Origin of the sequence: Stenotrophomonas sp. Pemsol (assembly GCF_003586545.1) — a bacterium.
Classification (GTDB): Bacteria; Pseudomonadota; Gammaproteobacteria; order Xanthomonadales; family Xanthomonadaceae; genus Stenotrophomonas; species Stenotrophomonas sepilia.
Window position 1 is genome coordinate 102,126 of sequence record NZ_CP025780.1, and the last position, 24,720, is coordinate 126,845.

At 67.4% G+C, this 24,720-nt stretch carries 25 protein-coding genes and 1 pseudogene; 13 read left to right on the forward strand and 13 right to left on the reverse strand.

Annotated features, from left to right (window positions below):
* The first annotated feature begins 18 nt into the window (after nucleotides 1–18).
* A complete protein-coding gene (locus tag PEM_RS00470; RefSeq protein WP_240431574.1) occupies nucleotides 19–852 on the forward strand; it encodes an XVIPCD domain-containing protein in 834 nt (277 codons plus the stop codon).
* A 185-nt stretch (nucleotides 853–1,037) separates the two neighbouring features.
* Nucleotides 1,038–2,183 carry a YncE family protein gene (locus tag PEM_RS00475; RefSeq protein WP_111174678.1) on the forward strand — a complete coding sequence of 382 codons (1,146 nt, stop codon included), beginning with the start codon at nucleotides 1,038–1,040 and terminating at the stop codon, nucleotides 2,181–2,183.
* A gap of 68 nt (nucleotides 2,184–2,251) precedes the next feature.
* On the opposite strand, the gene PEM_RS00480 is transcribed toward PEM_RS00475, so the two are convergent.
* Both PEM_RS00480 and PEM_RS00485 read right to left on the reverse strand, forming a co-directional pair.
* A complete protein-coding gene (locus PEM_RS00480) occupies nucleotides 2,252–2,644 on the reverse strand; it encodes an XVIPCD domain-containing protein (RefSeq protein ID WP_111174677.1) in 393 nt (130 codons plus the stop codon).
* Nucleotides 2,645–2,719: 75 nt separating this feature from the next.
* The gene (locus PEM_RS00485; RefSeq protein ID WP_111174676.1) at nucleotides 2,720–3,199 is read right to left on the reverse strand and encodes a nuclear transport factor 2 family protein; all 480 of its coding nucleotides are present in this window, start codon (nucleotides 3,197–3,199) and stop codon (nucleotides 2,720–2,722) included.
* Between the two features lie 227 nt (nucleotides 3,200–3,426).
* On the opposite strand from PEM_RS00485, the gene PEM_RS00490 reads away from it, so the two are divergent.
* Both PEM_RS00490 and PEM_RS20195 read left to right on the forward strand, forming a co-directional pair.
* On the forward strand, nucleotides 3,427–4,239 hold the full coding sequence (locus PEM_RS00490; protein WP_061478594.1) for an alpha/beta hydrolase: 813 nt from the start codon (nucleotides 3,427–3,429) through the stop codon (nucleotides 4,237–4,239).
* Nucleotides 4,240–4,248: 9 nt separating this feature from the next.
* On the forward strand, nucleotides 4,249–4,422 hold the full coding sequence (locus tag PEM_RS20195; RefSeq protein ID WP_005415066.1) for a hypothetical protein: 174 nt from the start codon (nucleotides 4,249–4,251) through the stop codon (nucleotides 4,420–4,422).
* Nucleotides 4,423–4,534: 112 nt separating this feature from the next.
* On the opposite strand, the gene PEM_RS00495 is transcribed toward PEM_RS20195, so the two are convergent.
* Nucleotides 4,535–5,215, reverse strand: coding sequence for a hypothetical protein (locus tag PEM_RS00495; RefSeq protein ID WP_111174675.1), 681 nt, complete (start codon nucleotides 5,213–5,215; stop codon nucleotides 4,535–4,537).
* Nucleotides 5,216–5,349: 134 nt separating this feature from the next.
* Between PEM_RS00495 and PEM_RS00500 the strand changes: the two genes are divergently transcribed.
* Complete coding sequence (locus PEM_RS00500; RefSeq protein ID WP_111174674.1) at nucleotides 5,350–6,009, forward strand: hypothetical protein; 660 nt, start codon at nucleotides 5,350–5,352, stop codon at nucleotides 6,007–6,009.
* A 103-nt stretch (nucleotides 6,010–6,112) separates the two neighbouring features.
* Nucleotides 6,113–7,081 (forward strand): polysaccharide deacetylase family protein, encoded by a 969-nt coding sequence (locus tag PEM_RS00505; RefSeq protein WP_111174673.1) that lies wholly within the window; start codon nucleotides 6,113–6,115, stop codon nucleotides 7,079–7,081.
* Nucleotides 7,082–7,084: 3 nt separating this feature from the next.
* Here PEM_RS00505 and PEM_RS00510 read toward each other — a convergent pair whose 3' ends face one another.
* The 4 genes from PEM_RS00510 to PEM_RS00520 form a co-directional block, all read right to left on the reverse strand.
* Entirely contained in the window at nucleotides 7,085–7,927 is an 843-nt protein-coding gene (locus PEM_RS00510) for an MnmC family methyltransferase (RefSeq protein ID WP_053498994.1), read from the reverse strand.
* A 64-nt stretch (nucleotides 7,928–7,991) separates the two neighbouring features.
* Nucleotides 7,992–8,369 carry a hypothetical protein gene (locus PEM_RS00515; RefSeq protein WP_095379426.1) on the reverse strand — a complete coding sequence of 126 codons (378 nt, stop codon included), beginning with the start codon at nucleotides 8,367–8,369 and terminating at the stop codon, nucleotides 7,992–7,994.
* Nucleotides 8,370–8,484: 115 nt separating this feature from the next.
* Nucleotides 8,485–9,153 carry a hypothetical protein gene (locus PEM_RS20200; protein WP_141239403.1) on the reverse strand — a complete coding sequence of 223 codons (669 nt, stop codon included), beginning with the start codon at nucleotides 9,151–9,153 and terminating at the stop codon, nucleotides 8,485–8,487.
* Between the two features lie 145 nt (nucleotides 9,154–9,298).
* Nucleotides 9,299–9,718: a hypothetical protein gene (locus PEM_RS00520; RefSeq protein WP_111174928.1), complete on the reverse strand. Its 420-nt coding sequence runs from the start codon at nucleotides 9,716–9,718 to the stop codon at nucleotides 9,299–9,301.
* Between the two features lie 90 nt (nucleotides 9,719–9,808).
* Between PEM_RS00520 and PEM_RS00525 the strand changes: the two genes are divergently transcribed.
* Nucleotides 9,809–10,093: a hypothetical protein gene (locus PEM_RS00525; RefSeq protein ID WP_005415073.1), complete on the forward strand. Its 285-nt coding sequence runs from the start codon at nucleotides 9,809–9,811 to the stop codon at nucleotides 10,091–10,093.
* An 87-nt stretch (nucleotides 10,094–10,180) separates the two neighbouring features.
* On the opposite strand, the gene dmeF is transcribed toward PEM_RS00525, so the two are convergent.
* Entirely contained in the window at nucleotides 10,181–11,146 is a 966-nt protein-coding gene (gene dmeF, locus PEM_RS00530; RefSeq protein ID WP_111174930.1) for a CDF family Co(II)/Ni(II) efflux transporter DmeF, read from the reverse strand.
* A gap of 50 nt (nucleotides 11,147–11,196) precedes the next feature.
* Between dmeF and PEM_RS00535 the strand changes: the two genes are divergently transcribed.
* A complete protein-coding gene (locus PEM_RS00535; protein WP_095379406.1) occupies nucleotides 11,197–11,481 on the forward strand; it encodes a metal/formaldehyde-sensitive transcriptional repressor in 285 nt (94 codons plus the stop codon).
* On the opposite strand, the gene PEM_RS00540 is transcribed toward PEM_RS00535, so the two are convergent.
* Nucleotides 11,469–11,855 carry a MerC domain-containing protein gene (locus tag PEM_RS00540; protein WP_111174931.1) on the reverse strand — a complete coding sequence of 129 codons (387 nt, stop codon included), beginning with the start codon at nucleotides 11,853–11,855 and terminating at the stop codon, nucleotides 11,469–11,471. The genes PEM_RS00535 and PEM_RS00540 overlap by 13 nt on opposite strands.
* A gap of 69 nt (nucleotides 11,856–11,924) precedes the next feature.
* On the opposite strand from PEM_RS00540, the gene PEM_RS00545 reads away from it, so the two are divergent.
* Entirely contained in the window at nucleotides 11,925–13,250 is a 1,326-nt protein-coding gene (locus PEM_RS00545; protein WP_005415077.1) for a GTP-binding protein, read from the forward strand.
* 186 nt (nucleotides 13,251–13,436) lie between these two features.
* On the opposite strand, the gene PEM_RS00550 is transcribed toward PEM_RS00545, so the two are convergent.
* Together PEM_RS00550 and PEM_RS00555 are read right to left on the reverse strand one after the other, a co-directional pair.
* Nucleotides 13,437–15,044 (reverse strand): ATP-binding cassette domain-containing protein, encoded by a 1,608-nt coding sequence (locus PEM_RS00550; RefSeq protein WP_111174932.1) that lies wholly within the window; start codon nucleotides 15,042–15,044, stop codon nucleotides 13,437–13,439.
* Nucleotides 15,045–15,269: 225 nt separating this feature from the next.
* A complete protein-coding gene (locus tag PEM_RS00555) occupies nucleotides 15,270–16,169 on the reverse strand; it encodes a LysR family transcriptional regulator (RefSeq protein ID WP_111174935.1) in 900 nt (299 codons plus the stop codon).
* Between the two features lie 227 nt (nucleotides 16,170–16,396).
* On the opposite strand from PEM_RS00555, the gene PEM_RS00560 reads away from it, so the two are divergent.
* Together PEM_RS00560 and PEM_RS00565 are read left to right on the forward strand one after the other, a co-directional pair.
* Nucleotides 16,397–17,575: a serine hydrolase domain-containing protein gene (locus tag PEM_RS00560; protein WP_111174933.1), complete on the forward strand. Its 1,179-nt coding sequence runs from the start codon at nucleotides 16,397–16,399 to the stop codon at nucleotides 17,573–17,575.
* Nucleotides 17,572–18,755, forward strand: a pseudogene (locus PEM_RS00565) (MFS transporter). The gene PEM_RS00560 and the pseudogene PEM_RS00565 overlap by 4 nt, the downstream one beginning before the upstream one ends.
* Before the next feature lie 67 nt (nucleotides 18,756–18,822).
* Here PEM_RS00565 and PEM_RS00570 read toward each other — a convergent pair.
* Nucleotides 18,823–20,439, reverse strand: coding sequence for an EAL domain-containing protein (locus PEM_RS00570; RefSeq protein WP_111174934.1), 1,617 nt, complete (start codon nucleotides 20,437–20,439; stop codon nucleotides 18,823–18,825).
* A 228-nt stretch (nucleotides 20,440–20,667) separates the two neighbouring features.
* Between PEM_RS00570 and cycA the strand changes: the two genes are divergently transcribed.
* Together cycA and PEM_RS00580 are read left to right on the forward strand one after the other, a co-directional pair.
* Nucleotides 20,668–22,041, forward strand: a complete 1,374-nt coding sequence (gene cycA, locus PEM_RS00575; RefSeq protein ID WP_111129577.1) for a D-serine/D-alanine/glycine transporter — start codon at nucleotides 20,668–20,670, stop codon at nucleotides 22,039–22,041.
* Nucleotides 22,042–22,252: 211 nt separating this feature from the next.
* Nucleotides 22,253–23,029 carry a lytic transglycosylase domain-containing protein gene (locus PEM_RS00580; protein WP_005415084.1) on the forward strand — a complete coding sequence of 259 codons (777 nt, stop codon included), beginning with the start codon at nucleotides 22,253–22,255 and terminating at the stop codon, nucleotides 23,027–23,029.
* A 7-nt stretch (nucleotides 23,030–23,036) separates the two neighbouring features.
* Here the strand turns inward: PEM_RS00580 and PEM_RS00585 are convergent, their stop codons facing one another.
* Nucleotides 23,037–24,557, reverse strand: a complete 1,521-nt coding sequence (locus PEM_RS00585) for a hypothetical protein (RefSeq protein ID WP_119706057.1) — start codon at nucleotides 24,555–24,557, stop codon at nucleotides 23,037–23,039.
* Between the last annotated feature and the right edge of the window lie 163 nt (nucleotides 24,558–24,720).

Sequence of the window (24,720 nt, forward strand, 5' to 3'; positions counted from 1 at the left end):
GTGAGCAGGGGATTCACGATGGGGAACGACCGTGCGAATCCCTCGCTGGGCAAAGTCGATGACACGGATCTGCGGGTCTACGACAAGCCCCGCTTCGAGCGCACGATCGAGATCAGCAAGGAGCAGTACGACCGCATCCTCGAGTTCTCGGCGAACCCGAAGAAGCACGGCTTCGACATGGAGTACGACTTCTTCTCCAACGCGTGCACCGATTTCGCATGGGGTGCCCTGAACCACGCTGGGCTGCGCCCGGTCGGGCTGGCCGGGGAGATCACCAACTACGAGGGCGCTACCAGGGTCCTGGACAACATCCGCGCGGTCAACGCCATTCCGCAGCAGGTGAAGGGCAGCGAGCTGGACAAGGTGCAGTGGAACCCGATGCCGAAGCAGACCTTCCGCGAGTGGATGTTCACCGAGAACGGCGAGCAGTGGCGCGGCAACAGCACCCTCGCGGCAAGCGGCACGCCCGCAGACCCGGCGCACGACGATCATGCCCGCCTCAACCAGATCCACCAGCAGGTGGCCGACCTCGGCGCTTTCGGGGCGCGCAACGGCAATGTCAGCGCCAGCCTGCTCGCGCTGTCGAAGGAGCAGCAGTTCTCGCGCGTGGACGAGGTGGTGCTGGGCGAGCAGCGCGGTGATACCGCACCGAAGCTGTTCATCGTGCAGGGGGACCGCAGTGACCCGGCACACCAGCGCGCCAGCATGCCGGCGGAGGTGGCTGCGCAGGCACCGGTGGAGGCCTCGTTCGATCGGGTCGCGCACTTGCAGCAGAATGAGCCGCAGCGAGACGCGCAGCGCCTGCAGGAGGAGCAGCAGCTTCAGCAGAGCCACGGCCCACGGATGGCATAGCGGCGGGCGCAGCATCGAGGTCGAGCGTCGGCCATGCCCGCGCCGGCGCACGCCACGCCCCCCACCTGCTACCATTCCCCCGCAACCCCAGCCAGCCCACCCCGCGCAGACAGATGTGGGGCGGGCCGTCGCCGTACGGCCCAGCGAGCCAGGACACCTTCCCGTGCCCATTCAAGGACGCTCGCATGTTCCGTACTCCTCTCTTCCGCTCGGCCGCGCTGGCCGTTGCCGTTTCGCTCAGCCTCGGCGTGCCCTCCGCGTTCGCCGACAACGCACCCGCCGCCAGTGTCACCGCCGCTGTGCAGCGCCAGGCCGTGGCCAAGGGCCTGTACGAGCTGGCCTACAGCCCGAAGCAGAACGCGGTGTTCGTGGCCTCCTCCGGCGGCTTCGGCGATGACGCCGGCCCGGCCCAGGTGCTGCGCCTGAACCCGGCCACGCTGGCCGTGGAAACCCGCATCCCGCTGGAGCGCAAGGCGTTCGGCGTGGTGCTGGATGACGCCCACAACCGCCTGTACGTGGGCAACACCGTGGACCTGTCGGTGACCGTGGTCGACACCGCGCAGAACAAGGCCGTCGGCACCCTCCAGTTGATGGAGAAGAAGACCGGCAAGGACGGCAAGGCCGCCTACACCCACGACCTGCGCGAGCTGGTGGTCGACAGCGCGGCCAACCGCCTGTACGTGACCGGCCACAGCAGCCAGCCGGACGTGAGCAGTGTGCTGTTCGTGATCGATACGAACACGCTGAAGGTGATCAACACCATCGACGGCTTGGGCAATGCCAAGGCACCGGGCCTGGCGCTGGATGCGGCCAACAAGCGCGTGTACACCAGCAACCTGCTGGCCGACCTGGTGGTGGTGGGCACCGATTCGAACACGGTGGTGGCGCAGCACAAGATCGCCGCCGAGCAGCCGATGAACATCGCGCTGGATCCGGCCGGCAAGCGCCTGTTCGTGACCGACCAGGGCTCGGAATTCCTGCGTGGCTACCAGGCCAAGAGCAGTGGCTTGGTCAGCAAGCATCCGGGCCAGCGCGTGCTGGTGCTCGACCGCAGCACCGGCAAGGAACTGGCCAGCATCCCGACCGATGCCGGCCCGCTGGGTATCCTGCTGGATGCACCGCGCAAGCGCCTGTACGTGACCAACCGCGAGGCGGGCACGGTGACGGCCTACAACAGTGACAGCTACCAGAAGGTGGCGACCTACACGGTGCCGACCCACCCGAACAGCCTGGCGCTGGATGCGAAGAACAACGTGTTGTTCGTGAGCATCAAGAACGGCGAGAAGGATGACAAGGGCGCTGACGAGAGCGTGGCGCGGATCCAGCTGTAACAGCGGTGCACAGGCTGTAAACGCAGGGGCAGGGCGCAACGCGCTGCCCCTATTTCATGTCGCAGCGTTTACCCCAGCCGCGGCGCGGGGTTCTGCATTTCCTGCGCCTGCGCCTCAACCTGCTGCTGCACATCCAACCCCAACTTCTGCATCGACTGCTCCACCGGCGTCTGCGCCGCTACCGCGGTCGGCATCATCGCGCGCAGGTGCGCCGGATTGGCCGGGTCGCCCTGCACCACGAAGATGTTGTGCCCGGCCGGGTGCTGGGCCGTGGCGTTGCTGACCAGCACGTGGTCGACCTGCTGCAGGCCCTGTTCGCGGGCGAGCACGGTCAGGCTGGCGGTCAGGCGTTCGCTGGTCTGGTCGAACGCACGGCCATGCTGCGCGTCCAGTGCGGCCACGCCCTGGCGGACCTGCTGGTTGAGGCCGTAGTCGGGGTGGTTGGGGGTGATTTCTGCCATGGCGATCGAACGGTAGCGGTGGGTCGGGGTGAACCCCGCCAGTATAGATCCGGCCGGTGAAGGGCGCCGGAAAGGTCAGTCCGCCGGCCGATGGTCATAGCTGATCACCCGTTCGGCCAGCCAGTGCCCGTCCACGCGGCGCCAGACCTGGATGAAGCGGGCCTGGCCGGTCCAGCGTTCCACGCCGTCCTTGCCGCGCTCGTAAAAGCGGTGGTCGCCGATTTCCAGGGCCCGCTCATCGTGCAGCGGAAACACCTGCAGCGAAGATTCCACGAGCTCGCGGCGCAGCTGCCAGCCACCCTCGCGCGCGCTGCTGCACAGGTTGGCCACGCTGTGGCGGAAGTCCTCGCGGCTGCTGGCCGACTTGCCGTCCTTGTCATGGAAGAACTCCATGTCGTCGGTCGTCATCGCCGCGGCCTTGTCGGCATCGCAGGCCTCGAAGGCCGCAGCGAAGAGCTGGATATCGGCGTGGCGGATCTGCACGCGCAGGGTGTCGGCGGGCGCTGGCGTGGCAACGAGGCCGGCGGCCAGCAAGGGCAGGGTGAGCGGCAGCATGGTGAGGCTCCAGGGAGGGTTCACGCAGGCTCGCATGGCGTTTGGGCCACTGCAGCCGGCTTCCGACGAAACGGCCCTGCCACGGAATGAATGCCCATATTGGCGGCCCGGTTCCAGCCTTGAGGCCGTTGCCTGTGCAGGGGATGTCATGAGCGACCGGGATTCCCTCACAGCCGCCACAGGTGACGGCCACTAGCCTGCACTCCTTCCCTTCCACAGGAGCGCCCATGCCTGCTTCCCGCATCCGCCTGCACGTTGAAGACACGGGTGGCGATGGCCGCCCGGTCATCCTGATCCACGGCTGGCCGCTGTCCGCCGATGCCTGGAAGACGCAGGTGGCGATCCTGCGCGACGCCCAGTATCGGGTGATCAGCTACGACCGGCGTGGCTTTGGCCGCTCTGACAAGCCGGCCGAAGGTTATGACTACGACACGCTGGCGGCGGACCTGGCGGGGCTGATCGAGGAGCATGACCTGCGCGACGTCACTCTGGTCGGTTTCTCGATGGGCGGCGGCGAGGTGGCGCGCTACGTGGCCAACCATGGCCAGGATCGCCTGCACAGTGTGGTGTTCGCGGCCGCTGTGCCACCGTTCCTGCTGCGCAGCGACGACAATCCGGAAGGTCCACTGACGCAGGCCAAGGCCGATGAAATGCGCAGCGGATTGGAGAAGGACCGCGAAGCGTTCTTCGATGGCTTCACCCGCGACTTCTTCAGCGCCAACGGCCAGTTGATGGTCACCGAGGAGACGCGCCAGGCGGCGATCGCGCTGTGCCATCAATCCGACCAGGCGGCGGCGCTGGGCTGCATGAAGGCGTTCGCCACGACCGATTTCCGGGATGACCTGAAGAAGATCACGGTGCCGACCTTGATCCTGCACGGCGACAGTGACGCCATCGTGCCGTTCGAGGGCTCTGGGCAGCGTACCCATAAGGCCATCAAGGGCAGCGAAGTGGTGATCCTGGAAGGCGCGCCACATGGCTGCAACACCAGCCACGCCGACCGCTTCAATCTGGCCCTGCTGAACTTCCTGAAGCGCTAAGCTGCGGCCATGCGCCAGACCAGAACACCCCCGTGGAAGAAGCCCAACCCCAAGGGCCAGACGTCGCAACCGCTGTCGGATGCGCAGAAGGCCGCGGCGCGGCAGCGGGCGGAGGAGAACGGGCGGCGCTATCCGAACCTGGTGGACAACATGTGGGCGGCGAAGCTGCCGCGTGGCTCGTGATTCAAAGGCTGGGTGCGGGCCTGGTGGAGAGCCGAGCCGATGCTCGGCTGGCGCGCGCAGCGCGTGCCGTCCGGAGAAGGGGGGCAAAGGGCAGCGGAGCATGGGCTCGGCGCTAAGGGCCGGGCAGTGGCTGCCAGCCCGACTCCCTCCACGGCGCAACCTCGCGTTGCTGTACGTCAATGGCCTCGATTGGCAACCCGGCCAGCCGTGCCAGTTCCGCACGCAGCATTTCGGTGTCCAACGGCAGCGCGATGGCCACCTGCAGGCGGTCGCCCTGCTGCCGGACCTGCACGGGCACGACCGCACGGGCTTCATGCTCACCGCCGGTGCGACCGATCGGGTAGCGCATCGCCGTGGGCCGCCCCAGCTGTGCGAGCGCGGGTTGCCATGCCTGCAGCACGACGGGCTGTGCGGCCACGGGAACCTGCGCCTCGACGACGGTTCCTGCATAACCGATGAGATTGCCCACCATCACCTGGAAGCGTGCGCCATCGGGGATGACCAGCACGGTGGCGATCAGCGCCATCAGCGAGAGGATGGCCGCGGCGAAGCGCCAACTGCGCGGCGCGGCGGCGGCGCGGGTCGCCGTGCGCAGCCCCGGCTTGCGCCGCAGCTTGCGCGCGTAGATGCGCCGATCCTTCCTGCGCGGGCTGGTGCTGTGCGCCGGCAGGTTCAACGGGACGCGTGGCAGCCGGGCGGCGCGCGCGTCGATCAGGCGCGCGAGCAGCCACCACGCGAGCACGAATGCCAGCAGGGGCAGCAGCGTTCGTACGATCAGGTACAGCATCACCATCGGGAATACCAAGGAAAATTCGGATTCAAACAACCGTGCCATCGTAACGGCGCTGCGTGGTGTGTGTCGCATCCGCCAGCCGACACGTGCGAACTGCTTGGTTAGGATGGCTCTTTGCTGTCATGGATGAACCGATGAGCGCTGCCACCTCCCGAATCCGCCGCATCTGTGGGCAGGGGCCGATCCTGCTGATGCTGCAGCTGGTCGCGTTGCTGTCCGTTGCACTGGCTTCCGGATTCTTCCATTGCCGCGTCGACCTGCTGCTGGAGCCGATCACCGCGGCGTGCGGTGGCCCGGATGAGCAGGCGCGGTTGCAGATGGCCGAACAGGTGATGGCGCGCGCCGGTGCATTGGACGACTGGCAGCCATTGAGCTGGATTCCATTGGCGGGCATCGTGCTGGCGCTGCTGGGTGCGATGGCGGTGTGCGCGAGCCGCGCGCTGTGGCTGCGCGATGGGCTGCGCACGGCGAACGTGGCGCTGCTGCTGCTGCATGGCGGCGCACTGTGCTTGGCCGGGTGGACGCTGCACCTGTACGAGAACGCATGGAACAGCGTGGCGCGCTTGTCACCCACGGCATGCCTGATGGACCTGGGGGCGGAGGGCGATACCCCGCTGGTGCAGGCGCAGTCCGTGGTGTTCCACATCCTGACGCGTGAGAACGCAACGCTGATGCGCAATCCGGACGACCTGGCGCTGGTGCTGGTGGCGTTGTTGATGGCGACGATGGTGGGCGGCATCTCCCTGTGGCGGGCGATCGTGCGGGCCCGGGTGGCACGATCGGCAGTGGCCTGACGGGCCTCCGCGGCTGACCGGATCCGAGACATGCAGGGCACACGCTCGGCGGCGCGCGGCAATCGCGCTACAGTCGACGCCTCGCCACTCCAGGGAAGACCCGATGCGCTTGTTGCTGCGTGCGTTGCCGTTGTTGCTGTGTTCGCTGGCCGTACACGCCGCCGAGGTGGACCGTCGTATCGCGGTGACCATCGATGATCTGCCATGGGCACGGCTGGATCAGATCGTGCCGCCGGATCTGCAGGCGCGGCACGAAGCGTTGATGGCCCAGCTGCGCGAGGCCGGCGTGCCGGTGGTGGGCTTCGTCAATGAGAACAAGCTTGAGGTGAATGGACAGGTGCAGCCGGCGCGGGTGCAGATGCTGCGCGACTGGCGCGATGCGGGTTATGTGCTGGGCAACCACACGTACTCGCACATGGATTTGAATGCGAAGGGCGTGGCGGCGTTCCAGCAGGATTTCCTGCGCGGCGAAACGGTGCTGCGGCCGCTGCTGGCCGAGAAGGGGCAGGCGCCACAGTGGATGCGCCACCCCTACCTGCGCGCCGGGCGCACCGCAGATGAGCGCGTGCAGATGGAGGCGTTCTTCAAGCAGCATGGCTATCGCGTGGCACCGGTGACGGTGGACAACGGGGAATGGGTGTGGGCGTTCGCCTATGCCAACGTGATGAACGAGCAGGCGGATTCGCCGGCGCGTGACGCGACGCTGGCGCAGCTGCGCAAGGGCTACGTGCCGTACATGCTGAACAAGCTGGATTACTACGAGAAGCAGTCGCAGGCGCTGCTGGGGTACGCGCTGCCGCAGGTGTGGCTGATGCACGCCAACGAGCTCAATGCGGCCACCTTTGCCGAACTGGTGGCGGCCACGAAGCGCCGCGGCTATCGCTTCATTTCACTGGACGAAGCGATGCGTGACCCGGCGTATGCGCGGGGTGGGGAAGGCTACAACGGCCGCTATGGCCCGAGCTGGCTGCATCGCTGGGCGATGGCGGAGAACAAGCCGAAGGACTTCTACGCCGGCGAACCGGAGGTGCCGGCGTGGGTGATGAAGCTGGCCAAGGTTGATTCGGAGTGAGGCTCAGCGCTTGACGGCCAGCACGCCGTCGAGCGCCAGTTCCGCCTTGAAACCAGCCTTTTCCAGGCGTTTGGCCACTTCACGCGGCACGTCGCGGCCGCTGGTCAGCTTGTTCGGCGCGCCGGTGTAATGGAACAGGCGACCGCCCTTGCGGATGACGCGGGCGAGGTGGTCGTAGAACACCTGCGAGTACAGCTCGCCGGCGATGCCGAAGCGCGGTGGGTCGTGCAGGATTGCGTCGACACTGTTGCTGGCCACCAGTTCGATCTGCTGCGAGACGTCACCGTGGCTGAACTGCAGGCGACCACCGGCGGCAGCCGAGTCTGGATCCGGCGACCACGGGTTGAGCGTGCGCAGCCACATCACATCGGCGTTCTTCTCGAATGAACGGATCTGGCCGACACCGGCCTCCAGCGCGCAGGCGGCGAAGTAGCCCAGGCCACCGCAGGTATCGAGGATGACCTTGCCGGCCGGGGCGACCAGCTCCACCTTGCGGCGTGCATCCTCGAACGGCGACAGCTTCGAGGTCGGCAGCATCTTGATGCCGTCGATCTCGAAGGTCGGTGCGCCCCATTCGGTGGGCACCAGCTTGATCAGCGAGCCGCTGTAGCGCGAGATCGGCGCGAATTCCTCGCCATCCCAGTAGTACAGCGTGCGGTCCTTCAGCTTGCCCGGCCAAGGGTAGGGCTGGCCCCGGAAGTGGAAGCCGTCCGCATCCAGCGCCACGCTGTCCTGGCTGCGGCCGAGGTCAAGCGATCCCTGCCAGTCGGCGGCGCCCTTGTCATGGGCACGGCGCAGGGTATCGGCGCTGTCGCGGGTCAGCAGGGGGCCGGTGTAATGGGGCACGGCGGGTACCGGGGCGGTTCGGGGGAGGGCATGGTACCGCAGCTGTTGTAGAGCCAAGCCGATGTCAAAGCAGGTCCACGCCATGCGTGGATGCAGGCAGGGAGGAGTCGGGCGTGGGCCCGACGCTAGCGCTGGTGCAGCTGTAACCGTGTGTGGTCCCTTCCCCCGCGATCATGCCGACGCCACGCGACGGCTGCATGCCCTGCCGCGCGCACGATCGACGATGGGCCTCCTGGGTTTGCGGTGGCTGCCGATCGAAGTCGTAGCGCATGCGGCCGTCCTCCTGCAGCAGCCAATGCACGGTAACGCGCTCATGGCGACCATCACCGAGATCCCAGTCCAGGGTGCGCATGATCAGAGTCTGGCCATCGGGCAGCTGCCGGACTTCGTCATAGGCCCCCTGAGACTGTATTGCACCGGCCATCAGCAGGAGGGGCAGCATGTTGCAATATCCAAGACTGAATGTCATTTCGTCAGTCCTTTGCCAATGAGTAGATGGCGTTGATGCATGGACGAGAAATGCCCTGCCTTTGGGCATGGGCATCTCCCTCTAGGAGCTATTGAGCGAAGATCGTCCCTCTATTGGTGGCACATTGCTTGGGGATGCAGGTCTCCATCATGGTGTTTGCAAACTTGGACTGCGAAAAATAGCAATTGACGCCAAACTGGGTTCTGCCTCTGAACGGCCCAGCGTAGTGGTCGATTTCCTGTGCAATACAGCGTCCATTGTCCACGCTGAGGGTTGAACGTCTCATGCCGCCAATAGAGCTCTCCCAACTCCCGCTCCCAATGGGAAAGATATTCTGACCAACGGGTACCCGACCACTTGGTGCAGTCGCCGTTGCCCAATCAATACTGTTCACAGGGTCGGCAGGGGGCGCGGGATCATCGCTGTAGCAAGACCAGCCGGTGGAGGGACCCGACAACGTCATGGTCCCGCTTGAGGGTGTCATTTCCACCGACTCGCAATAGGCTTGGTGATAGAGCTGCGTGGCTCTACTCTGGTCTTCATAGCGATAGCTGAGTCTCCCAAAATCATCTTGTTTCAGGCGCTGTGTCACGTCCACGATGCCGCCATTGAAGTCTGGCCAGCTGCTTGTCCTATCTACGCTGACACTTCCGTCTGGATTCGCGACTACGACATCTATGCTTAGGCGCTCGCTAGCGCCAATGGCGGTCGCGGGCAGAAAGGCCGCTATCAAAAAGGCGAGTTGCTTCAACTTCATGTCTCAGCTCCTCTTTTGGGATGGAGAGCTGATGCTGAACTGAGTTCTGGTCGCCCGACGAGATACCTATCCAGTTATCGTTGTTTTGAAAATTTTCTTATGTTTCAGACTGTTAACCACGAAAGAAGCTGTCGCAAACGTCTGCTCAAATGCACTTCACCGCATACACCGGCCCGGCCCCGATCAGCATCAACGCCATGTAGTCACTATCGCTGGCCTTGCCCTTCAACGTCGCGTCCTTGTTGAAGTGGAAGATGCCGAAGCCACCGGCCATGCGGATCAACGCGCTGTCGATCTGCTCGGCGTCATCGCGGAAGTAGCGGCTGATCTCGCTGGACGTGGCCTTGTGCAGGGCATTGGGTTCGCGCTGCCACTGCTCGCCACGGCTGAAGGAAACGAAGTACTGGCCACCTTCCTTGTCGATGCGGAAGTCGGCGGGTTTGCGCGCGCTGGTGGCGAAGCAGCCCTGCAGCGGGTCGGTGGAAAACGGAAGCCCGGCGTCACCGCTGCAGGCGGCGGTCAGCAGCAGGAGGGCACCGGGCAGCAGCAGGCGGAGCGTGCGCATGGGATGTCCCTACAGGGCAGGTGCGGCTAGTGTAGGCGGCATGCGGGCGTGGCCCGTACAGAAATTCGGCAAGGACACAGGGGTTTTCGGATGGCGCAGGGCAAGGCACCGTGGTGCGGCGTGGCCAGTTGGCTGGGTATTGCAGTGGGGTGGGGGGCAGGCACCGTGGCGGCACAGGCAGCGGTCGCTGCGGGTGGCAATGGCATGGCCGCAGGGCTGGGCGTGGGCGTGCTGGGTGCGGCGCTGGTGGGCGGCGGCCTGGCCGTAGCCTCGCGCGTGCGCGGTGAGCGCTGGCCGTGGATCGGCATCGGCGGTGCAGTGCTGAGTGCGCTGCCGCTGCTGATGTACCTGCTGCGGATGATGCTGAAGCTGTAGCGGTAGTGCCGGCCGCTGGCCGGCACCTGCAGGTTGCGTGCGGTGCTCATGGGGTGCCGGCCAGCGGCCGGCACTACCGGACGCGGGTCATGCGCTGCGATGGATCTCCACCGTCACGTGCACCAGCTCTTCATGGATCGCCAGCGCGTTGCGCACGGTATCGGCATCCAGCGTGGCGTCACTGGTGACCACGCTGGCGCTGACCGCGTACTTGCCGCGACCCACCTGCCAGACGTGCAGGTCGGCCAGGCGCGCCGGCCACGGGCCCTGTTCGATCACCTCGCGTACTTCGGCCACCACCGGCGCGTCCATCTGCGCGTCGAGCAGGATGCGGCCGCTGTCGCGCAGCAGGCCGATCGCCCACACCGTGACCAGCACGGCGCCGACCAGGCCCATCACCGGGTCCAGCCAGGTCAGGCCCAGCAGCTTGCCGCCGAGCAGGGCGATGATGGCCAGCACCGAGGTGGCGGCGTCGGCCAGCACGTGCACATACGCCGAGCGCAGGTTGAGGTCGTGACCGTGCGCATGGGTGTGATCGTGGTTGTGGCCGTGGTGATGGCCATGGTCATGCCCGTGGTGGTGATGCACGTGGCCCGGGCTGTCGTGCAGCCACCAGGCGCACAGCAGGTTCACGCCCAGCCCGACCGCAGCAATGGCGATGGCTTCGTTGTAGTGGATCGGTGCCGGTACCCACAGCCGCTCCAGCGATTGCACCGCCATCAGCGCGGCGACGCCAAGCAGGGCGATGGCGCTGGTATAGCCGGCCAGGATCTCGATCTTCCAGGTACCGAAGGCGAAGCGCGGGTCGTGCGCGTAGCGGCGCGCGCAGCGGTAGGCGAACACTGCCAGGCCCAGCGCGAGTGCGTGCGAACTCATGTGCCAGCCGTCGGCGAGCACGGCCATGGAGTTGAACCACCAGCCGCCGATAATTTCCACCAGCATCATGCTGACGGTGAGCCACAGAGCGCGGCGGGTATTGCGCTCGGCCAGCGGGTTGCCGTCGTCGGAGCGGTGTTCGTGGCGACGGGCGGCGGCGAGGGCGTCCAGATGCATGGGAAGACCAGAGGGTGGAAGGATACCCCCATAGGGTATACGATCCATCCATGGCCCATGTACACAAGAATCGAAAGCAGCTGCTGACCCGGGTACGCCGTATCGGCGGCCAGGTGGCAGCGTTGGAGCAGGCGCTGGACAAGCCCGAGGGTGAAGCAGGTGACTGTGCGGACGTGCTGGTGCAGGTTGCTGCGGTGCGCGGCGCCGCCCACAGCCTGCTGATGGAGCTGCTGCACGAGCACCTGCAGGAACATGTGGTCGGCGCCGACGACCCGCAGCAGCGGGCGGCCGAGGCCGAAGTGCTGGTCGAACTGCTGCGCCGCTACGGTAAATAGCAAGGGTAGTGCCGGTGCCGCGCGTTCCAGATATGCGTGGCGGCCAGCAGCAGGCTGCCGGTGACGGTCATCGGTGTTTCCCAGTCGTGCGAGGGCAACGCCAGCGCGCCGGCCAGCAGCAGGCCGAGCCCGGCGCCGGCGGTGGCCCAGGCCAGCACCGGCAACGGATGGCGGCGCTCGGCGCGCCATAGTGCATACCCGGTCAGCGGCAGGGCGATGGCCACGAACAGCAGGTGGACCCATTCCGCTTCGGCCCAGCTGCCGAACAGCGGCAGCGCGGTGGCAAGCAGGGGCAGCGCCAGGCAGTGCAGCAGGCACAGGCTGGACAGGGCGACCGCGCCGGCATCAAGCAGGGCGGCAGACGGCGACTTCATCGGGGGAGGTTCCTTGCGCAGCAATTGTTATACAGTAACATTTCCGTTCCGCAGCCAACCTGCTCCGACATGAACACTGTTTCCCGCGCCGACCGTCGCCTTCCGGTCACCGTGCTGTCCGGCTTCCTCGGGGCCGGCAAGACCACCCTGCTCAACCAGATCCTGCGTAACCGCCAGGGCCTGCGTGTGGCGGTCATCGTCAACGACATGAGCGAGGTCAACATCGATGCACAGCTGGTGCGAGAGGGCGGCGCCGAACTGCGCCGCACCGAAGAGACGCTGGTGGAATTCAGCAATGGCTGCATCTGCTGCACCCTGCGCGATGACCTGCTGCAGGAAGTGCGGCGCCTGGCCGACGCCGGTCGCTATGACTACCTGTTGATCGAGTCGACCGGCATCGGTGAGCCGATGCCGGTGGCGGCCACGTTCGCGGTGCGCGACGAGAAGGGCTTCAGCCTGAGTGACATCGCGCGCCTGGACACAATGGTGACGGTGGTGGATGGCGGCGCATTCCTTGCCGACTTCGGCTCGACGTTGCGCCTGGCCGAGCGCGGCCAGCAGGCCGGGCCGGATGACGACCGGGGGGTGGTCGACCTGCTGTGTGAGCAGGTCGAGTTCGCCGACGTGATCGTGGTCAGCAAGGTCGACCAGGTGGATGACGACGTGCTGCAGGACACGCTGGCCGTGTTGCGCGGCCTGAACCGCGACGCGAAGCTGCTGCTGTCCCGCTTCGGTGATGTTCCCCTGGCGGAGCTGCTGGACACCGGCCGCTTCGACTACGAGCGTGCGCAACGTGCGCCGGGTTGGGTAAAGGAACTGCGTGGCGAGCACACGCCCGAAACCGAGGAGTACGGCATCGCCAGCTTCGTCTATCGCTCGCGGCGACCGTTCCATCCCGCGCGCTTCGCCCGCGCGCTGCAGTCGGGCATGCCCGGCGTGATCCGCAGCAAGGGCTGGTTCTGGCTGGCCAATCGCATGGACTGGGTGGGTGAGCTGAACACCGTGGGCGCCGCGACGCGGACGCAGGCGGCGGGGTTCTGGTACGCCGCGCGTGATCGTGTGCGGGCTGGGCTGGAGGACACCGCGCCATTGCTGCCGCCCACGCCGCTGCCGTACAGCGACCTGGGCTGGGCGCGGCAGCAGGCCGACTGCTGGAGCGCACCGTTGCCGGGTCTGGAAGACTTCCCGGATGCGGCCGCGCATTCGGCGATGCAGCGGCTGTGGCACCCGCTGTGGGGCGACCGCCGCCAGGAGCTGGTGGTGATTGGCGTGCACATGGATGAGCGCGCGGTGCGTGCGGAGCTGGACGCGTGCCTGCTCAACGATCAGGAACTGCGTGCGGGGCCGCTGCTGTGGCAACAGCTGCCGCAGGCATTCCCGGTGTGGAAGCGGTGACGGTGCACTGAGGATCCATGGGTTGCCGGCCAACGGCCGGCACTACCCGTGGTCGATAGGCCACGCGTGGATGGATGCATGGCGGAGTCGAGCATGGCTCGACTCTACAGTGCGATCCGTTGCGGACAATCCTGTAGAGCCGAGCCGACGCTCGGCTGCTGCAGCAGGTCCACGCTTGGCGTGGATCTACAAGGCATCGCGCCACTGCCAGCCATCGGCGCCTACCTGTAACACCCGCGTCGGTTGCAACGCCTGCAGCAGGTGCCGGTCGTGGCTGACCATCATCAGGGCACCCGGCCATGCCGCCAGCAGTTCTTCCAGTGCCTGCAGTGCGCTCAGGTCCAGTGCGTTGCCGGGCTCGTCCAGCAGCAACAGCTGCGGTGCGGGGTCGGCATACAGCACGCTGGCCAGGGCGCCCTTCACCCGTTCGCCATCGCTGAGGCTATGGGCTGCCCGCTGGATGCGCTGCGCGTCCAGCCCGAGCAGGGCCAGCCGTGTGCGCAGTTCACCCGCATCCGCCACCGGGTTGGCGGCCTGCACGGTGTCGAGAATGCTGCGTTCGCCGGACAATCCCAGCAGCTGCTGGTCGAGCAGCGCCAGTGGTGCATGGCGCTGCACGATGCCGCTGCGTGCAGGCAGCTGGCCGGCCAGCACGCGCAGGAGCGTGGACTTGCCACTGCCATTGTCACCGACCACGGCGATGCGCTGGCCGCGGCGGATCTCCAATTGCAACGGTGCACTGCAGCCCTGCGGCAGCACCAGCGACTCCGCCTGCAGCAGACGTGCGTTGCCGCGTTCACCGTCACCGGCGAACAGCGCCAGCTCCGGCGCGGCGTGAACTGCCGAAGCCGCTGCGCGCAGCTGGTCGGCGCTGGCCCGCAGGCGCTCGGCTTGTACCTGCTGCGCGCGGCCGTGGCTGGCCTCTGCACGCTGTTTCTGCCGGCCAAGCAGGATCGGTGCCTGGTTGGCCTGCTTCGCATCGCGATTGCCACGTGCCTGGCGCTGCTGCTGGCGTTCGTGCTGCTCGCGCGCGCTGCGCTGTTGCTGCCGGTGCTGGGCGCGGGCGTGGTCGAGCTGTGCGGCGGCCGCTTCGCGTTCGGCGGCCCGCGCGTCGGCGTAGTGCTGCCACGGCCCGCCATAGCGATGCAGCCCGCGCGCGTCGAGCTCGACGATCTGCTGCATCTGCGCCAGCAGCTCGCGATCATGGCTGATCACCAGCAGGCCGCCGCGCCACTGCTGCAACCGTTCGTACAACTGTTGGCGATGGCGGCCATCGAGGTGGTTGCTGGGTTCGTCCAGGATCAGCCAATCGGCGCCGCTGGCCCAGGCGCCGGACAGCGCCACCTGCATGGCCTGGCCGCCACTGAGACGCGCGGCGGGTTGGGCGGGATCGAGATCGTCGGGCAGGCGGAGCGCCTGCCATTGCTGCTGCAGGCGCTCGCGCAGATCCCAATGGTCGCCGACGCAGGCGAAGTCGGCCTCATCCACGCTGCCGGCTTCGATGCGTTGCAGCGCGGCCAGTTCCGCGCCGACGCCGGCCAGTTCACCGACCGTGCCGGCGGGGGGATAGCCGGGCGTCGGCAACAGGAACACGCGGCCGCTGCTGCGCACCTGCCCGTTCTCTGGCCGCACCCGACCCGCGAGCAGGCGTGCGAGCACGCTCTTGCCGGTGCCATTGGCACCGACCAGGCCGGTGGCGACCGGATCGAAGGAAAACGACAGATCGGAAAACAGCGGGCGGCCGTCGGCCAGCCGATACGACACGCGATCGAGCGTGAGGGAATGTGTGGTCATGCGACCTCCATGGATGCCGGTTCTCCCCTGCGCGCAGGGGCGGGAAGAGTCAGGCCGTCTGTTGGGAAGACGGCGGCATCAATGGCGCATTGGTCGCGAGCCTCTGGGAGGAATGAGCGGCCAGTATAGCGGGGTTGGCTGAATGGTTTGATGGCTCTGCACTACAAGAGCATCCACGCATGGCGTGGATCTACTGTGGGCCGGGCATGGGTGGATTTCTCGCGGCTACGGCACGGTGTCCAGGCGGGCGCCGACGAAGTCGATGAACACCCGCAGCTTCGGCAATACGTGTCGGCCCGACGGCCACAGCAGGTGGAAGGTGCCGCAGGAGTGCACATGATCCTCCAGCACGGTGACCAGGCGGCCGTCGGCCAGCGCATCGCGTACCGAGTGCACCGGCACGAAGGCCAGGCCGGTATCGCGCAGCGCCAGCGCCACCCGCGCCTCGATGGTGTTGGCCACCATGTGCACCGGCAGCTCCTGCGGTGTTTCGTGGTTGGGCCAGTGGATCGGCCACGGCTCCAGCTTGCCGGTGCTGGGGAAGCGGTAGTGCAGCAACGTGTGCTGCAGCAGGTCGGCCGGCGTGCGTGGAACGCCGCGACGCTGCAGGTAGCCCGGCGAGGCGACGACACGCCGCGGGAATACCCCCAGCCGGCGTGCGTTCATCCGCGAGTCGCTGGGTTCGCCAACGCGCAGCACCGCATCGAAACCTTCCTCGATGACATCGACCAGCCGGTCGCTGAAATCCAGGTCGAGGCGGATGTCCGGATACGCGGCCATGAATTCGGCCATCAACGGCAGGGTAAGGTCGCCTACCAGTGGCAGGCTGATCCGCAGCGTGCCGCTCGGTGCAGCGTGCGGTTGCGCCAGTTCGGTGCGCGCGGCATCGCGTTCGTCGAGGATGCGCCGGCAGCGCGCCAGGAACAGCTGGCCCTCGGCGGTGAGGGTGATGCTGCGCGTGCTGCGGTGGAACAGGCGCACGCCCAGTGCGTGCTCCAGCCGCGCAACGCACTTGCCGGCGGCCGATGCGGAGATGCCCTGCAGGCGCCCGGTCTCGACGAAGCTGCGGGTGTCGGCGGCGTGGACGAAGGTCTGCAGGTTGGCGAGGTTGTCCAGGACTGACATGGGCGTACCGGCAATGAAAACGGCAGGGTAGGGGCGGGTGATCGCGGCACGCGGCGCGGCCATCGCAACACTGTGGTGCGGGGCCTCGGGCAGCCCTTGCGGCGTTGCAGTTCCGGGCATGATGCCGATTGCGGACTGCACGGTCCATGATGCCCGGAGCGGCAACCGGCTTTTTGCAGCGCCGCGCGCTGCCTAACGTGGCGGGCCTCTCCCCACGGATCACCATGATGAATGCCGCTCTTTCCCTTGAACCTGCACCGACGCTGCCTTCGGTGCAGCGGCTGCTGCAGCAGGTCCATCCGTTGCGCCTGGTTGGTGCGGTGGTGCTGGTGCGCGAGCACGGCGTGCTGCGCCATGCCAGCGCGAGCGGACTGGCCGACCGCGAGTCGGCCAGGCCGATGCAGCGCGATCAGCTGTTCCGGCTGGCATCGGTCAGCAAGCCGTTGCTGGCCACGGTGATCCTGCGCCTGGTGGCTGAAGGCGTGCTCGACCTCGACGTGCCGGTGCAGCGCTGGCTGCCGGACTTCCGCCCGGCGCTGGCCGATGGCAGCACGCCGCCGATCAGCCTGCGCCAGCTGCTCAGCCACAGCAGCGGACTGGGCTATCGCTTCCTGGAGGCGGATGCGGAGGGACCCTACGCGCGCGCTGGCGTCAGCGATGGCATGGACGCCAACCCGTTGACCCTGGCCGAGAACGTGCGCCGCATCGCGCAGGTGCCACTGCTGTTCGCACCGGGCAGCCAGTGGCTGTACTCGCTGGGCGTGGACGTGGCCGGTGCGGTGGCCGAAGCCGCGACCGGTGAAACGCTGCAGGCGCTGTTCCAGCGTCTGCTGGCTGCCCCGTTGCGCCTGCGCGACACCGTGTTCGCCACGCGCGATGCAGAACGGCTGGCCACGCCGTATGTGAGCGACGCGCCGCGGCCGCATCGCCTGCAGGAAGGGGAGGTGGTCGCGCCGTTCGAAGGCACGGTGGGCATTGAGTACAGCCTTGCGCGTGCCACCGACGCCAGCCGGTTCGCTTCGGCCGGCGCCGGCCTGGTCGGTACCGCCGATGAGGTGATGGCGGTGCTCGAGGCCTTGCGCGACGTACAGCGCTCTGGCCTGCTGCCGCCCGCGCTGGCGGCAGAGATAGCCAGCCCGCAGGTGGGCGAGCAGGGGCCGCCGGAACCGGCCGGCTGGGGCTTCGGGCTGGGCTTTGCGGTACTGCGCGATGCCGCCGCCAGCGGCACACCACAGCGCGAAGGCAGCTGGCGCTGGGGCGGTGCCTACGGGCACAGCTGGTTTGTCGACCCGTCGCGTGGGCTGAGCGTGGTGGCGCTGACCAACACCCTGTACGAAGGGATGGATGGCGTTTTTGTCGATGCACTGCGCGACGCGGTCTATGCCGACCTGGAGACTACGCGATGAGCGGCCATGCCATCGATGCCGCCAGTCCGGCCGGCGAGGCCACGCGCCTGCCGTGGGCGGGCCTGCTTGCCTTGGCCGGTGGCGGCTTCATCACCCTGTTGACCGAGACCCTGCCGGCGGGTGTGCTGCGGCCGATGGGCGAAAGCCTGGGCGTGAGTGATGCGGCGGTCGGCCAGCTGGTGAGCGTGTATGCGCTGGGTTCGGTGATGGCCGCACTGCCGATGACCGCGCTGACCCAGCGCCTGCCACGGCGTCCGCTGCTGCTGGCGGCCATCGCCGGCTTCGTGGTGGTCAATACGCTGACCGCGTTGAGCAGCAGTTACGCGCTGATCCTGGCTGCGCGCTTCCTGGCCGGTGTGAGCGGTGGATTGCTGTGGTCGCTGGTGGCTGGCTACGCCGCACGCATGGTGGTGCCGTCGCTGCAGGGACGGGCCATCGCAGTGGCGATGGTCGGTTCGCCGCTGGCGCTGTCGCTGGGGGTGCCGGCCGGAACGCTGCTTGGCCAGCAGATCGGCTGGCGCTGGGCGTTCGCGTTGATGAGCGTGCTGGGTCTGCTGCTGCTGGCCTACGCGCGCTGGGCGTTGCCTGCGCTGCCGGCCGCTGGGGCCGGGCAACGCACTTCGCTGGCGACCGTGTGGCGCCTGCCCGGTGTACGCAGTGCACTGCTGGTGATGGCGCTGTACGTGCTGGCGCACAACGTGCTGTACACCTACATCGAGCCGCTGGCCGTCGACGCGGGTGCCGGTGCGTGGCTGGACCGGCTGCTGCTTGCTTTCGGCATGGCGGCGATTGCTGGCATCGCGATGGCCGGCTGGGGCGTGGATCGCTACTGCATGCGCTGGTGTGGGCGGCGGTGATCGGTTTCATCGTTCCGGTGCTGGCCTTGCTGGTGTGGCCAGGCGTGGCGAGCGCGCTGCTGCTGGCGACGATCCTGTGGGGCGTGGCGTTCGGCGCCGTGCCGACCCTGTTCCAGACCGCCTTGGCACGGCGCGCCGGGGCCGCTGCGGACCTGGCGCAGTCGATGCTGGTGACCGGCTGGAACCTGGCCATTGCGGCCGGCGGCGTGGCAGGCGGGGTGCTGCTGCAGGCCAGCGGCCCACGCCAGCTGGGATGGCTGCCGTTGCTGTTGCTGGCGGTGACCGCCGCGTGGTTGCTGGCACGGCCGAAGGCGTGGGCGTAGCTATTGATCAGTGATGACGCGGTGCCGGCGAGCGGCCGGCACTACCGTGGGCCTTGCTTTTGCCTTGCTAATCCAGCGGTACCTGCTCGATCGGCACGCTGCGCGGGTTCTGCATGTGTTCGCGTGCAGCGCCGTACTGCTGTTGCCGCTTCTGATGGAAGGCGACGAACTCATCGCGCGGCAACGGCCGCGAGAACAGCCAGCCCTGTCCGAATTCCACATGCCGGCTGTGCAGGTAGGCCAGCTGCGCTTCGGTTTCCACGCCCTCGGCCACCACCCACAGGCCCAGCTCCTTGGCCATGTCGATGATGTGCGGCGTGACCGGGCTGGTGGCGCTTTCGGTACCGATCGCATCGATGAATGATTTGTCGATCTTCAGCGCATCCAGTGGCAGCTGCTGCAGGTATTGCAGGCTGGAGAAGCCAACCCCGAAATCATCGATGGCCACGCTGTGGCCGGCGCGGCGGGCGGCGGCGAGCATGGTGCGCGCGCGGTCCAGATCGAGGAAGCCACGTTCGGTGGCCTCCATCCAGATCTGCTGCGGCAGGATGCCGCTGCCGGCCATGTGCCGGGAGATCATCTTCAGGGCGCGACCGCTGCTGATGTCTTCGGCGGCGAGGTTGATCGCGATGTGCGCGCTGCGGTCGGCGACCAGCAGCTCGCGCATGTCGCGCACCACGTTCTCGATCACCAGGTCGGTGACGTCGGCGATCATGCCGGCCTCTTCGGCAAGTGGAATGAACAGGTCAGGGCGCACCTGGGTGCCATCCGGGCGTTGCCAGCGCACCAGCGCCTCGGCGCCGACGCAGATGCCGGTGTCCAGTTCGATGATCGGCTGGTAATGCAGGTACAGCTCGCGGCGACGGATGGCGGTGGCCAGTTCGCCGCGCAGGGAAAGGCGGCGCCGCGACAGCCAGATCACCAGGCCGGCCCCGGCGGCGGCCAGCAGCAGGCCGGCCGGCACGTACAGCCAGGCCTGTTGGCGGAAGGCCGCGGCAAGCGCGGTGCGCGGCGTAGTGGCGACGGCCAGCCATTCCTCGTTGCGCGCGGTAGCGAACAGCGTGGTGTGGTCCAGGCCTTCGCCCGGGTCGCGCAGCAGTGCCTGCAGCAGGTCCGGTTCCAGGCCGGGCTGTTTGGCCAGCAGGCGTCCATCGGGGCTGGCCAGTGCCAGCCGCACATTCGGGTCGGCGATGACATCGACGAAGCGGCGTGGGTCCACCAGAGCGTCGTAGGACCCATACAGGATCGCCAGTACCTGGCGTCGCCCGCTGATTTCCGGGCGCACGTCCACTGCGATGCCGGCGCCGTCGCTGGTGACGTGGTCCGGCCTGGGCTGATCCACATCCGACAGGAACGGCCCCCAGGAGGTGCAGCGCAGCTTGCCTCCTTCGAAGTAGCCCATCTGGTCAATCGATGGGGTGGTCATTACCAGGGTCTGCATGCGCCGGATGTGCTCGGGGCTGCAGGACACGTAGGCACCGGCTTCGGCGGATTTCAGCGCCGCCAGCGCCTCCTGGTAGGACAGGTCGGAGCGGCGCAGGGTGCGATCGGCGATGTCGCGCAGGCGCTGCTGTTCGACGCTGACCGCGCGGTCCCAGGTGGCGTAGGCCATGACCGCGATCGGCACCGCAGCGGCCAGCAGGGCCAGTGCGGTACCGCCGATGATGACGCGCAGGCGGCTCATGGCCGGGGCTCCAGCAGGGCGGGCGGGGCAGGGCGCATGGTCGGGCCGGTCCTTGGGCAGGTGCGGCTATCTGAGCATGGCACCGGGCCGGGCGGAATGGGATCAATACGGTATTCGGTCACATTGTGGTGAAAGCGGCCTGATTTGACGCAATGGGGCCGTCTGGCGCTGGCGCTCGGCGCCGCGGAGGACTACCGTCGAACGCTTCGCCCGCCCCTTCCCGCGCCCATGACCGAGCCCGCCACGCCCCCCGAGCACCTGCGCCGCAGCCTGTCCAACCGCCACCTGCAACTGATCGCCATCGGCGGTGCCATCGGCACCGGCCTGTTCATGGGCTCGGGCAAGACCATCAGCCTGGCCGGCCCGTCCATCGTCTTCGTCTACCTGATCATCGGCGCGATGCTGTTCTTCGTGATGCGTGCGATGGGCGAGCTGCTGCTGTCCAACCTGCAGTACAAATCCTTCATCGACTTCTCCACCGACCTGCTCGGCCCGTGGGCCGGGTTCTTCTGTGGATGGACCTACTGGTTCTGCTGGATCGTCACCGCGATTGCCGACGTGATCGCGATTGCCGCCTACGCACAGTTCTGGTTCCCCGGGCTTGAGGCCTGGAAACCGGCGCTGGCCTGCGTGATGCTGCTGCTGGCGTTGAACCTGGTGACGGTGAAGCTGTTCGGTGAAATGGAATTCTGGTTCGCGCTGATCAAGATCGTGGCGATCTGTGCGCTGATCATCACCGGCACCGGGCTGGTGGCGTGGGGCTTCACCTCACCCAGCGGCCACACCGCGTCGCTGTCGAACCTGTGGAATGACGGTGGCATGTTCCCGATGGGCCTGGTCGGCTTCTTCGCCGGGTTCCAGATTGCGGTGTTCGCCTTCGTCGGCATCGAGCTGGTCGGCACCACCGCCGCCGAAACCGCCGATCCCGAGCGCAACCTGCCCAAGGCAATCAACTCGATCCCGGTGCGCATCATCATCTTCTATGTGCTGGCGCTGATCGCGATCATGGCGGTCACCCCGTGGCGCCAGGTGGTGCCGGACAAGAGCCCGTTCGTGCAGCTGTTCGTGCTGGCCGGCATTCCCGCCGCCGCCAGCCTGATCAATTTCGTGGTGCTGACCTCGGCCACGTCCTCGGCCAACAGTGGCATCTTCTCCACCAGCCGCATGCTGTACGGCCTGGCCGAAGAGGGTCACGCCCCGCGCGGGCTGTCGAAGTTGTCACGCGCTGCCGTGCCCGCCCGAGGCCTGCTGTTCTCGTGCCTGTGCCTGCTGGGCGGCACGCTGCTGATCTACCTGATTCCGAACCTGGTGACCGCCTTCACCCTGGTGACGACGCTGGCCACGGTGCTGTTCATCTTCGTCTGGTCGCTGATCCTGGTGGCCTACATGGCCTATCGCCGCCGCTACCCGGAGCGCCACGCTGCCTCGATCTTCAAGATGCCCGGCGGCGTTGCCATGTGCTGGGCCTGCCTGGTGTTCTTCGCCGCCGTGCTGGTGCTGCTGAGCCTGCAGGGCGACACCCGCCAGGCGCTGATCGCCAGCCCGGTGTGGTTCGTGCTGCTGGGCGCGGGGTATTGGGTGCGCCGGAGGGCCGCGAAGTGATCCAACGTCTCCGTTCCATCGATTGATCCATCGTCTCCAGAGAGTTTCATCCACGCATGGCGTGGATCTACTGTCAGCCGCAGGAAATCGGCCGCTGCCGTTGCCGTTGAGGTTGCCGGCCAGCGGCCGGCACTACCGCGGGTGCAGGGCGTAGCCCTGCCGGCCCCCATTCACCCAACATTCGCGGGCGCGGCCGGATCATCCGGCCGCCATGTCCCATCGACCTCTCCTGCTTGCACTGGTGCTGCTGCCCATCCTGTGGCCCGGGATGGCTGCCGCGCGCACGGTCTATCGCTGCGTGCAGGGCAACACCGTCAGCCTGGCCACCGCACCGGAGCCGGGATCGCGGTGCACGCCGAAGGAGATCGACGACAACGCCATCCAGGCCCCGAACCTGTGGGGCAACATGGGCGTGTTCAGTGGTGTGCTGTACGAGCGCGAGCAGGACGGCGTGCTGGTCTATTCCACCCGCAACCTGCCCGGCTCGCGGGTATTCCTGAAGTTCACCGTGGCCACGCCGCCGGGCGAGCCGGCGCACGAGGGCCTGGGCAAGGTCGGCAAGCCGCAGCTCGCGCAGCACGCCAGGCAGTTCAAGGCCGCGGCCAAAGCCACCGGCGTCGATGATGCCTGGCTGCGCGCGATCGCCCATGCCGAAAGCAATTTCGATCCGCTGGCGGTCTCGACCAAGGGCGCACAGGGCGTGATGCAGTTGATGCCGGAGACCGCACAGGAATATGGCGTGCGCGATCCGTTCTCGCCACAGCAGTCGATCGAGGGCGGCGCACGCTACATGCGCGCGCTGCTGCGCCGTTACAACGGCGATCGCCCGTTGGCGGCGGCTGCCTACAACGCGGGCATCGGTGCGGTCACCCGCTACAAGGGCGTGCCGCCCTACGCCGAAACCCTGGCCTATGTGGACAAGGTGATGGCGCTGTACGCGCGCTACCGCGAAGCGATGGGCATCCGCACCGAAGTGCCAGCCCGCTAGCAGGGACTCAGCGCGAGGTGGAAGTGCTGACCAGGTCGTAGCGCTCGATGCGGCCGACGCGTGCCACCTCCGCCTGCACGTCGGCACGCTGCTTGAGTGCACGCCACGCGGCATCGATGCGCACATCGCCCGGCAATGACGGATAGGTGCGCATGTCCTGCAGGCTGGCCAGGGCTTCACCGCGTTCAACCGGCGAGCGCAGCTGTTCGATCAGCACGGCGGCGGCACCGTCCAGGTCGCCTTCCTCCAGCAGCATTTCGCGATGGAACAGGCGGGCATCGTCGCGCTGGGCCAGGATCACCGCGCGTGCTGCATCGCGCGCCTTGGCATCGCCGCGCTCGCGGGCGGCGGCGAACTGCAGCAGCGCCTGTGCGGCCTTGCCGTAACCGGCGAGGCCCGGCATGTCATTCACGGCCTGCGCAGCGTCCTGCATGCGCCCCAGCGAACTGAACACGAAGCCGACATTCATCTGGTGCTCGACACCATCCGGGCCGAGCGCGCCGATGCGGGCGGCCTGTTTCGCCGTGGCCAGTGCCTCATCGGTGCGGCCCAGCCGGCGCAGTGCGGTGAGCCGGCTGTTGAGCAGCCAGGCCACCCATTCCGCCTCCGCGGCGGCAGGCGATTCGCCGTTGCTGGCGGCACCGGCCATGCCCTCGGTCAACGACAGCACTTCCTCGTTGCGGTCCAGCATCAGCAAGGTGGTGCTGAACTCGGCCATGCGCGCGTCCAGTGCGCGGTCGAGCAGGCCGGAAACATGCAGTTCATCGAGGTGGCGCTGTGCCGCCTGCACCGGATCGAAACGCGCGTCACCGCGATCGACATAGCGATCAAAGCGCTTGTCGCTGCGCAGGCGGATGATCTCGGCCGGGCTGTCGATCCGCGCCAGCGTGGCCGGAATGCTGTCGCCACGGCCGTTGTCGGCCTGCAGCGTGGCCAGCGCCAGCCACAGCCCGGTGGGTTCCAGGCCGCCACTCTTCCAGCCGTTGTCAAACAGCGCCTGCAGCAGGTCCATGCGCTTCTGCGGCTGCTCACGCAGGCGGTACTGCAGGTAGTTGATGGCGTGGTGATCGATCGGCAGCGGTGCGTCGGCGTGCTGCAGTGCCTTCACCAGGAAAGTGGTGGCTGCGGCCGGCTGGTTGTCCGACAGTTCCACCGACACCTGGGTGAGCAGGATCTGTGCATCCTCCGGCAGGGCCTCCTGCGCCCGCTGCAGGTAGCGGCGGGCCTGGTCCGGCTTCTTCTGCATCAGCGCGGTCCAGCCGGCGACCTGCGAGGCGCGGCCGCGATGCTCGGCATCGAAGTCGTCCAGCAACGGATCTTCCATCAGCCGCTCCATGCTGATCAGCGCACCCAGCGTGTTGCCGTCGCGTGCCTGCTGGATGGCTTCATCCCAACGCGTGGCGTACGCCGCGTGTACTGCATCGGCGGTGGCCGATGGCTTCTGCGGGGCCACCGTGATCGAAGCGGAGGCGGGCGCACTGGCCAATGCGGCCAGCAGCAGTGCGGTGAGGGGGAGAGCGCGGGGCATGGAGAATCTCCATCCGTGGGAACCGCATTGAACCTGCTACGGCCAGCGAGGACAAGCACGACGAAGCGAATCCTGGCGTTCAGCCGCATGATCGGCCGTGGCGGATCGCACGCGCAGCGTCTATTGTCGGTGCCTCTTCAAGCAGCAGGCAGAGGCAGCGCAA

Coding starts and splice junctions, on each gene's coding strand:
- PEM_RS00540 (WP_111174931.1), bottom strand. CDS start 11,855: ATGAAGTCGCCGTCTGCCGCCCTGCTTGATGCCGGCGCGGTCGCCCTG.
- PEM_RS00570 (WP_111174934.1), bottom strand. CDS start 20,439: ATGAGCCGCCTGCGCGTCATCATCGGCGGTACCGCACTGGCCCTGCTG.
- PEM_RS00535 (WP_095379406.1), top strand. CDS start 11,197: ATGGCCCATGTACACAAGAATCGAAAGCAGCTGCTGACCCGGGTACGC.
- PEM_RS00560 (WP_111174933.1), top strand. CDS start 16,397: ATGAATGCCGCTCTTTCCCTTGAACCTGCACCGACGCTGCCTTCGGTG.
- PEM_RS00480 (WP_111174677.1), bottom strand. CDS start 2,644: ATGGCAGAAATCACCCCCAACCACCCCGACTACGGCCTCAACCAGCAG.
- PEM_RS00525 (WP_005415073.1), top strand. CDS start 9,809: ATGGCGCAGGGCAAGGCACCGTGGTGCGGCGTGGCCAGTTGGCTGGGT.
- PEM_RS00490 (WP_061478594.1), top strand. CDS start 3,427: ATGCCTGCTTCCCGCATCCGCCTGCACGTTGAAGACACGGGTGGCGAT.
- PEM_RS00505 (WP_111174673.1), top strand. CDS start 6,113: ATGCGCTTGTTGCTGCGTGCGTTGCCGTTGTTGCTGTGTTCGCTGGCC.
- PEM_RS20200 (WP_141239403.1), bottom strand. CDS start 9,153: ATGAAGTTGAAGCAACTCGCCTTTTTGATAGCGGCCTTTCTGCCCGCG.
- PEM_RS00500 (WP_111174674.1), top strand. CDS start 5,350: ATGAGCGCTGCCACCTCCCGAATCCGCCGCATCTGTGGGCAGGGGCCG.
- PEM_RS00475 (WP_111174678.1), top strand. CDS start 1,038: ATGTTCCGTACTCCTCTCTTCCGCTCGGCCGCGCTGGCCGTTGCCGTT.
- PEM_RS00515 (WP_095379426.1), bottom strand. CDS start 8,369: ATGCTGCCCCTCCTGCTGATGGCCGGTGCAATACAGTCTCAGGGGGCC.
- PEM_RS00485 (WP_111174676.1), bottom strand. CDS start 3,199: ATGCTGCCGCTCACCCTGCCCTTGCTGGCCGCCGGCCTCGTTGCCACG.
- PEM_RS00580 (WP_005415084.1), top strand. CDS start 22,253: ATGTCCCATCGACCTCTCCTGCTTGCACTGGTGCTGCTGCCCATCCTG.
- PEM_RS00520 (WP_111174928.1), bottom strand. CDS start 9,718: ATGCGCACGCTCCGCCTGCTGCTGCCCGGTGCCCTCCTGCTGCTGACC.
- PEM_RS20195 (WP_005415066.1), top strand. CDS start 4,249: ATGCGCCAGACCAGAACACCCCCGTGGAAGAAGCCCAACCCCAAGGGC.
- PEM_RS00545 (WP_005415077.1), top strand. CDS start 11,925: ATGAACACTGTTTCCCGCGCCGACCGTCGCCTTCCGGTCACCGTGCTG.
- cycA (WP_111129577.1), top strand. CDS start 20,668: ATGACCGAGCCCGCCACGCCCCCCGAGCACCTGCGCCGCAGCCTGTCC.
- PEM_RS00495 (WP_111174675.1), bottom strand. CDS start 5,215: ATGGTGATGCTGTACCTGATCGTACGAACGCTGCTGCCCCTGCTGGCA.
- PEM_RS00555 (WP_111174935.1), bottom strand. CDS start 16,169: ATGTCAGTCCTGGACAACCTCGCCAACCTGCAGACCTTCGTCCACGCC.
- dmeF (WP_111174930.1), bottom strand. CDS start 11,146: ATGCATCTGGACGCCCTCGCCGCCGCCCGTCGCCACGAACACCGCTCC.
- PEM_RS00470 (WP_240431574.1), top strand. CDS start 19: ATGGGGAACGACCGTGCGAATCCCTCGCTGGGCAAAGTCGATGACACG.
- PEM_RS00585 (WP_119706057.1), bottom strand. CDS start 24,557: ATGCCCCGCGCTCTCCCCCTCACCGCACTGCTGCTGGCCGCATTGGCC.
- PEM_RS00550 (WP_111174932.1), bottom strand. CDS start 15,044: ATGACCACACATTCCCTCACGCTCGATCGCGTGTCGTATCGGCTGGCC.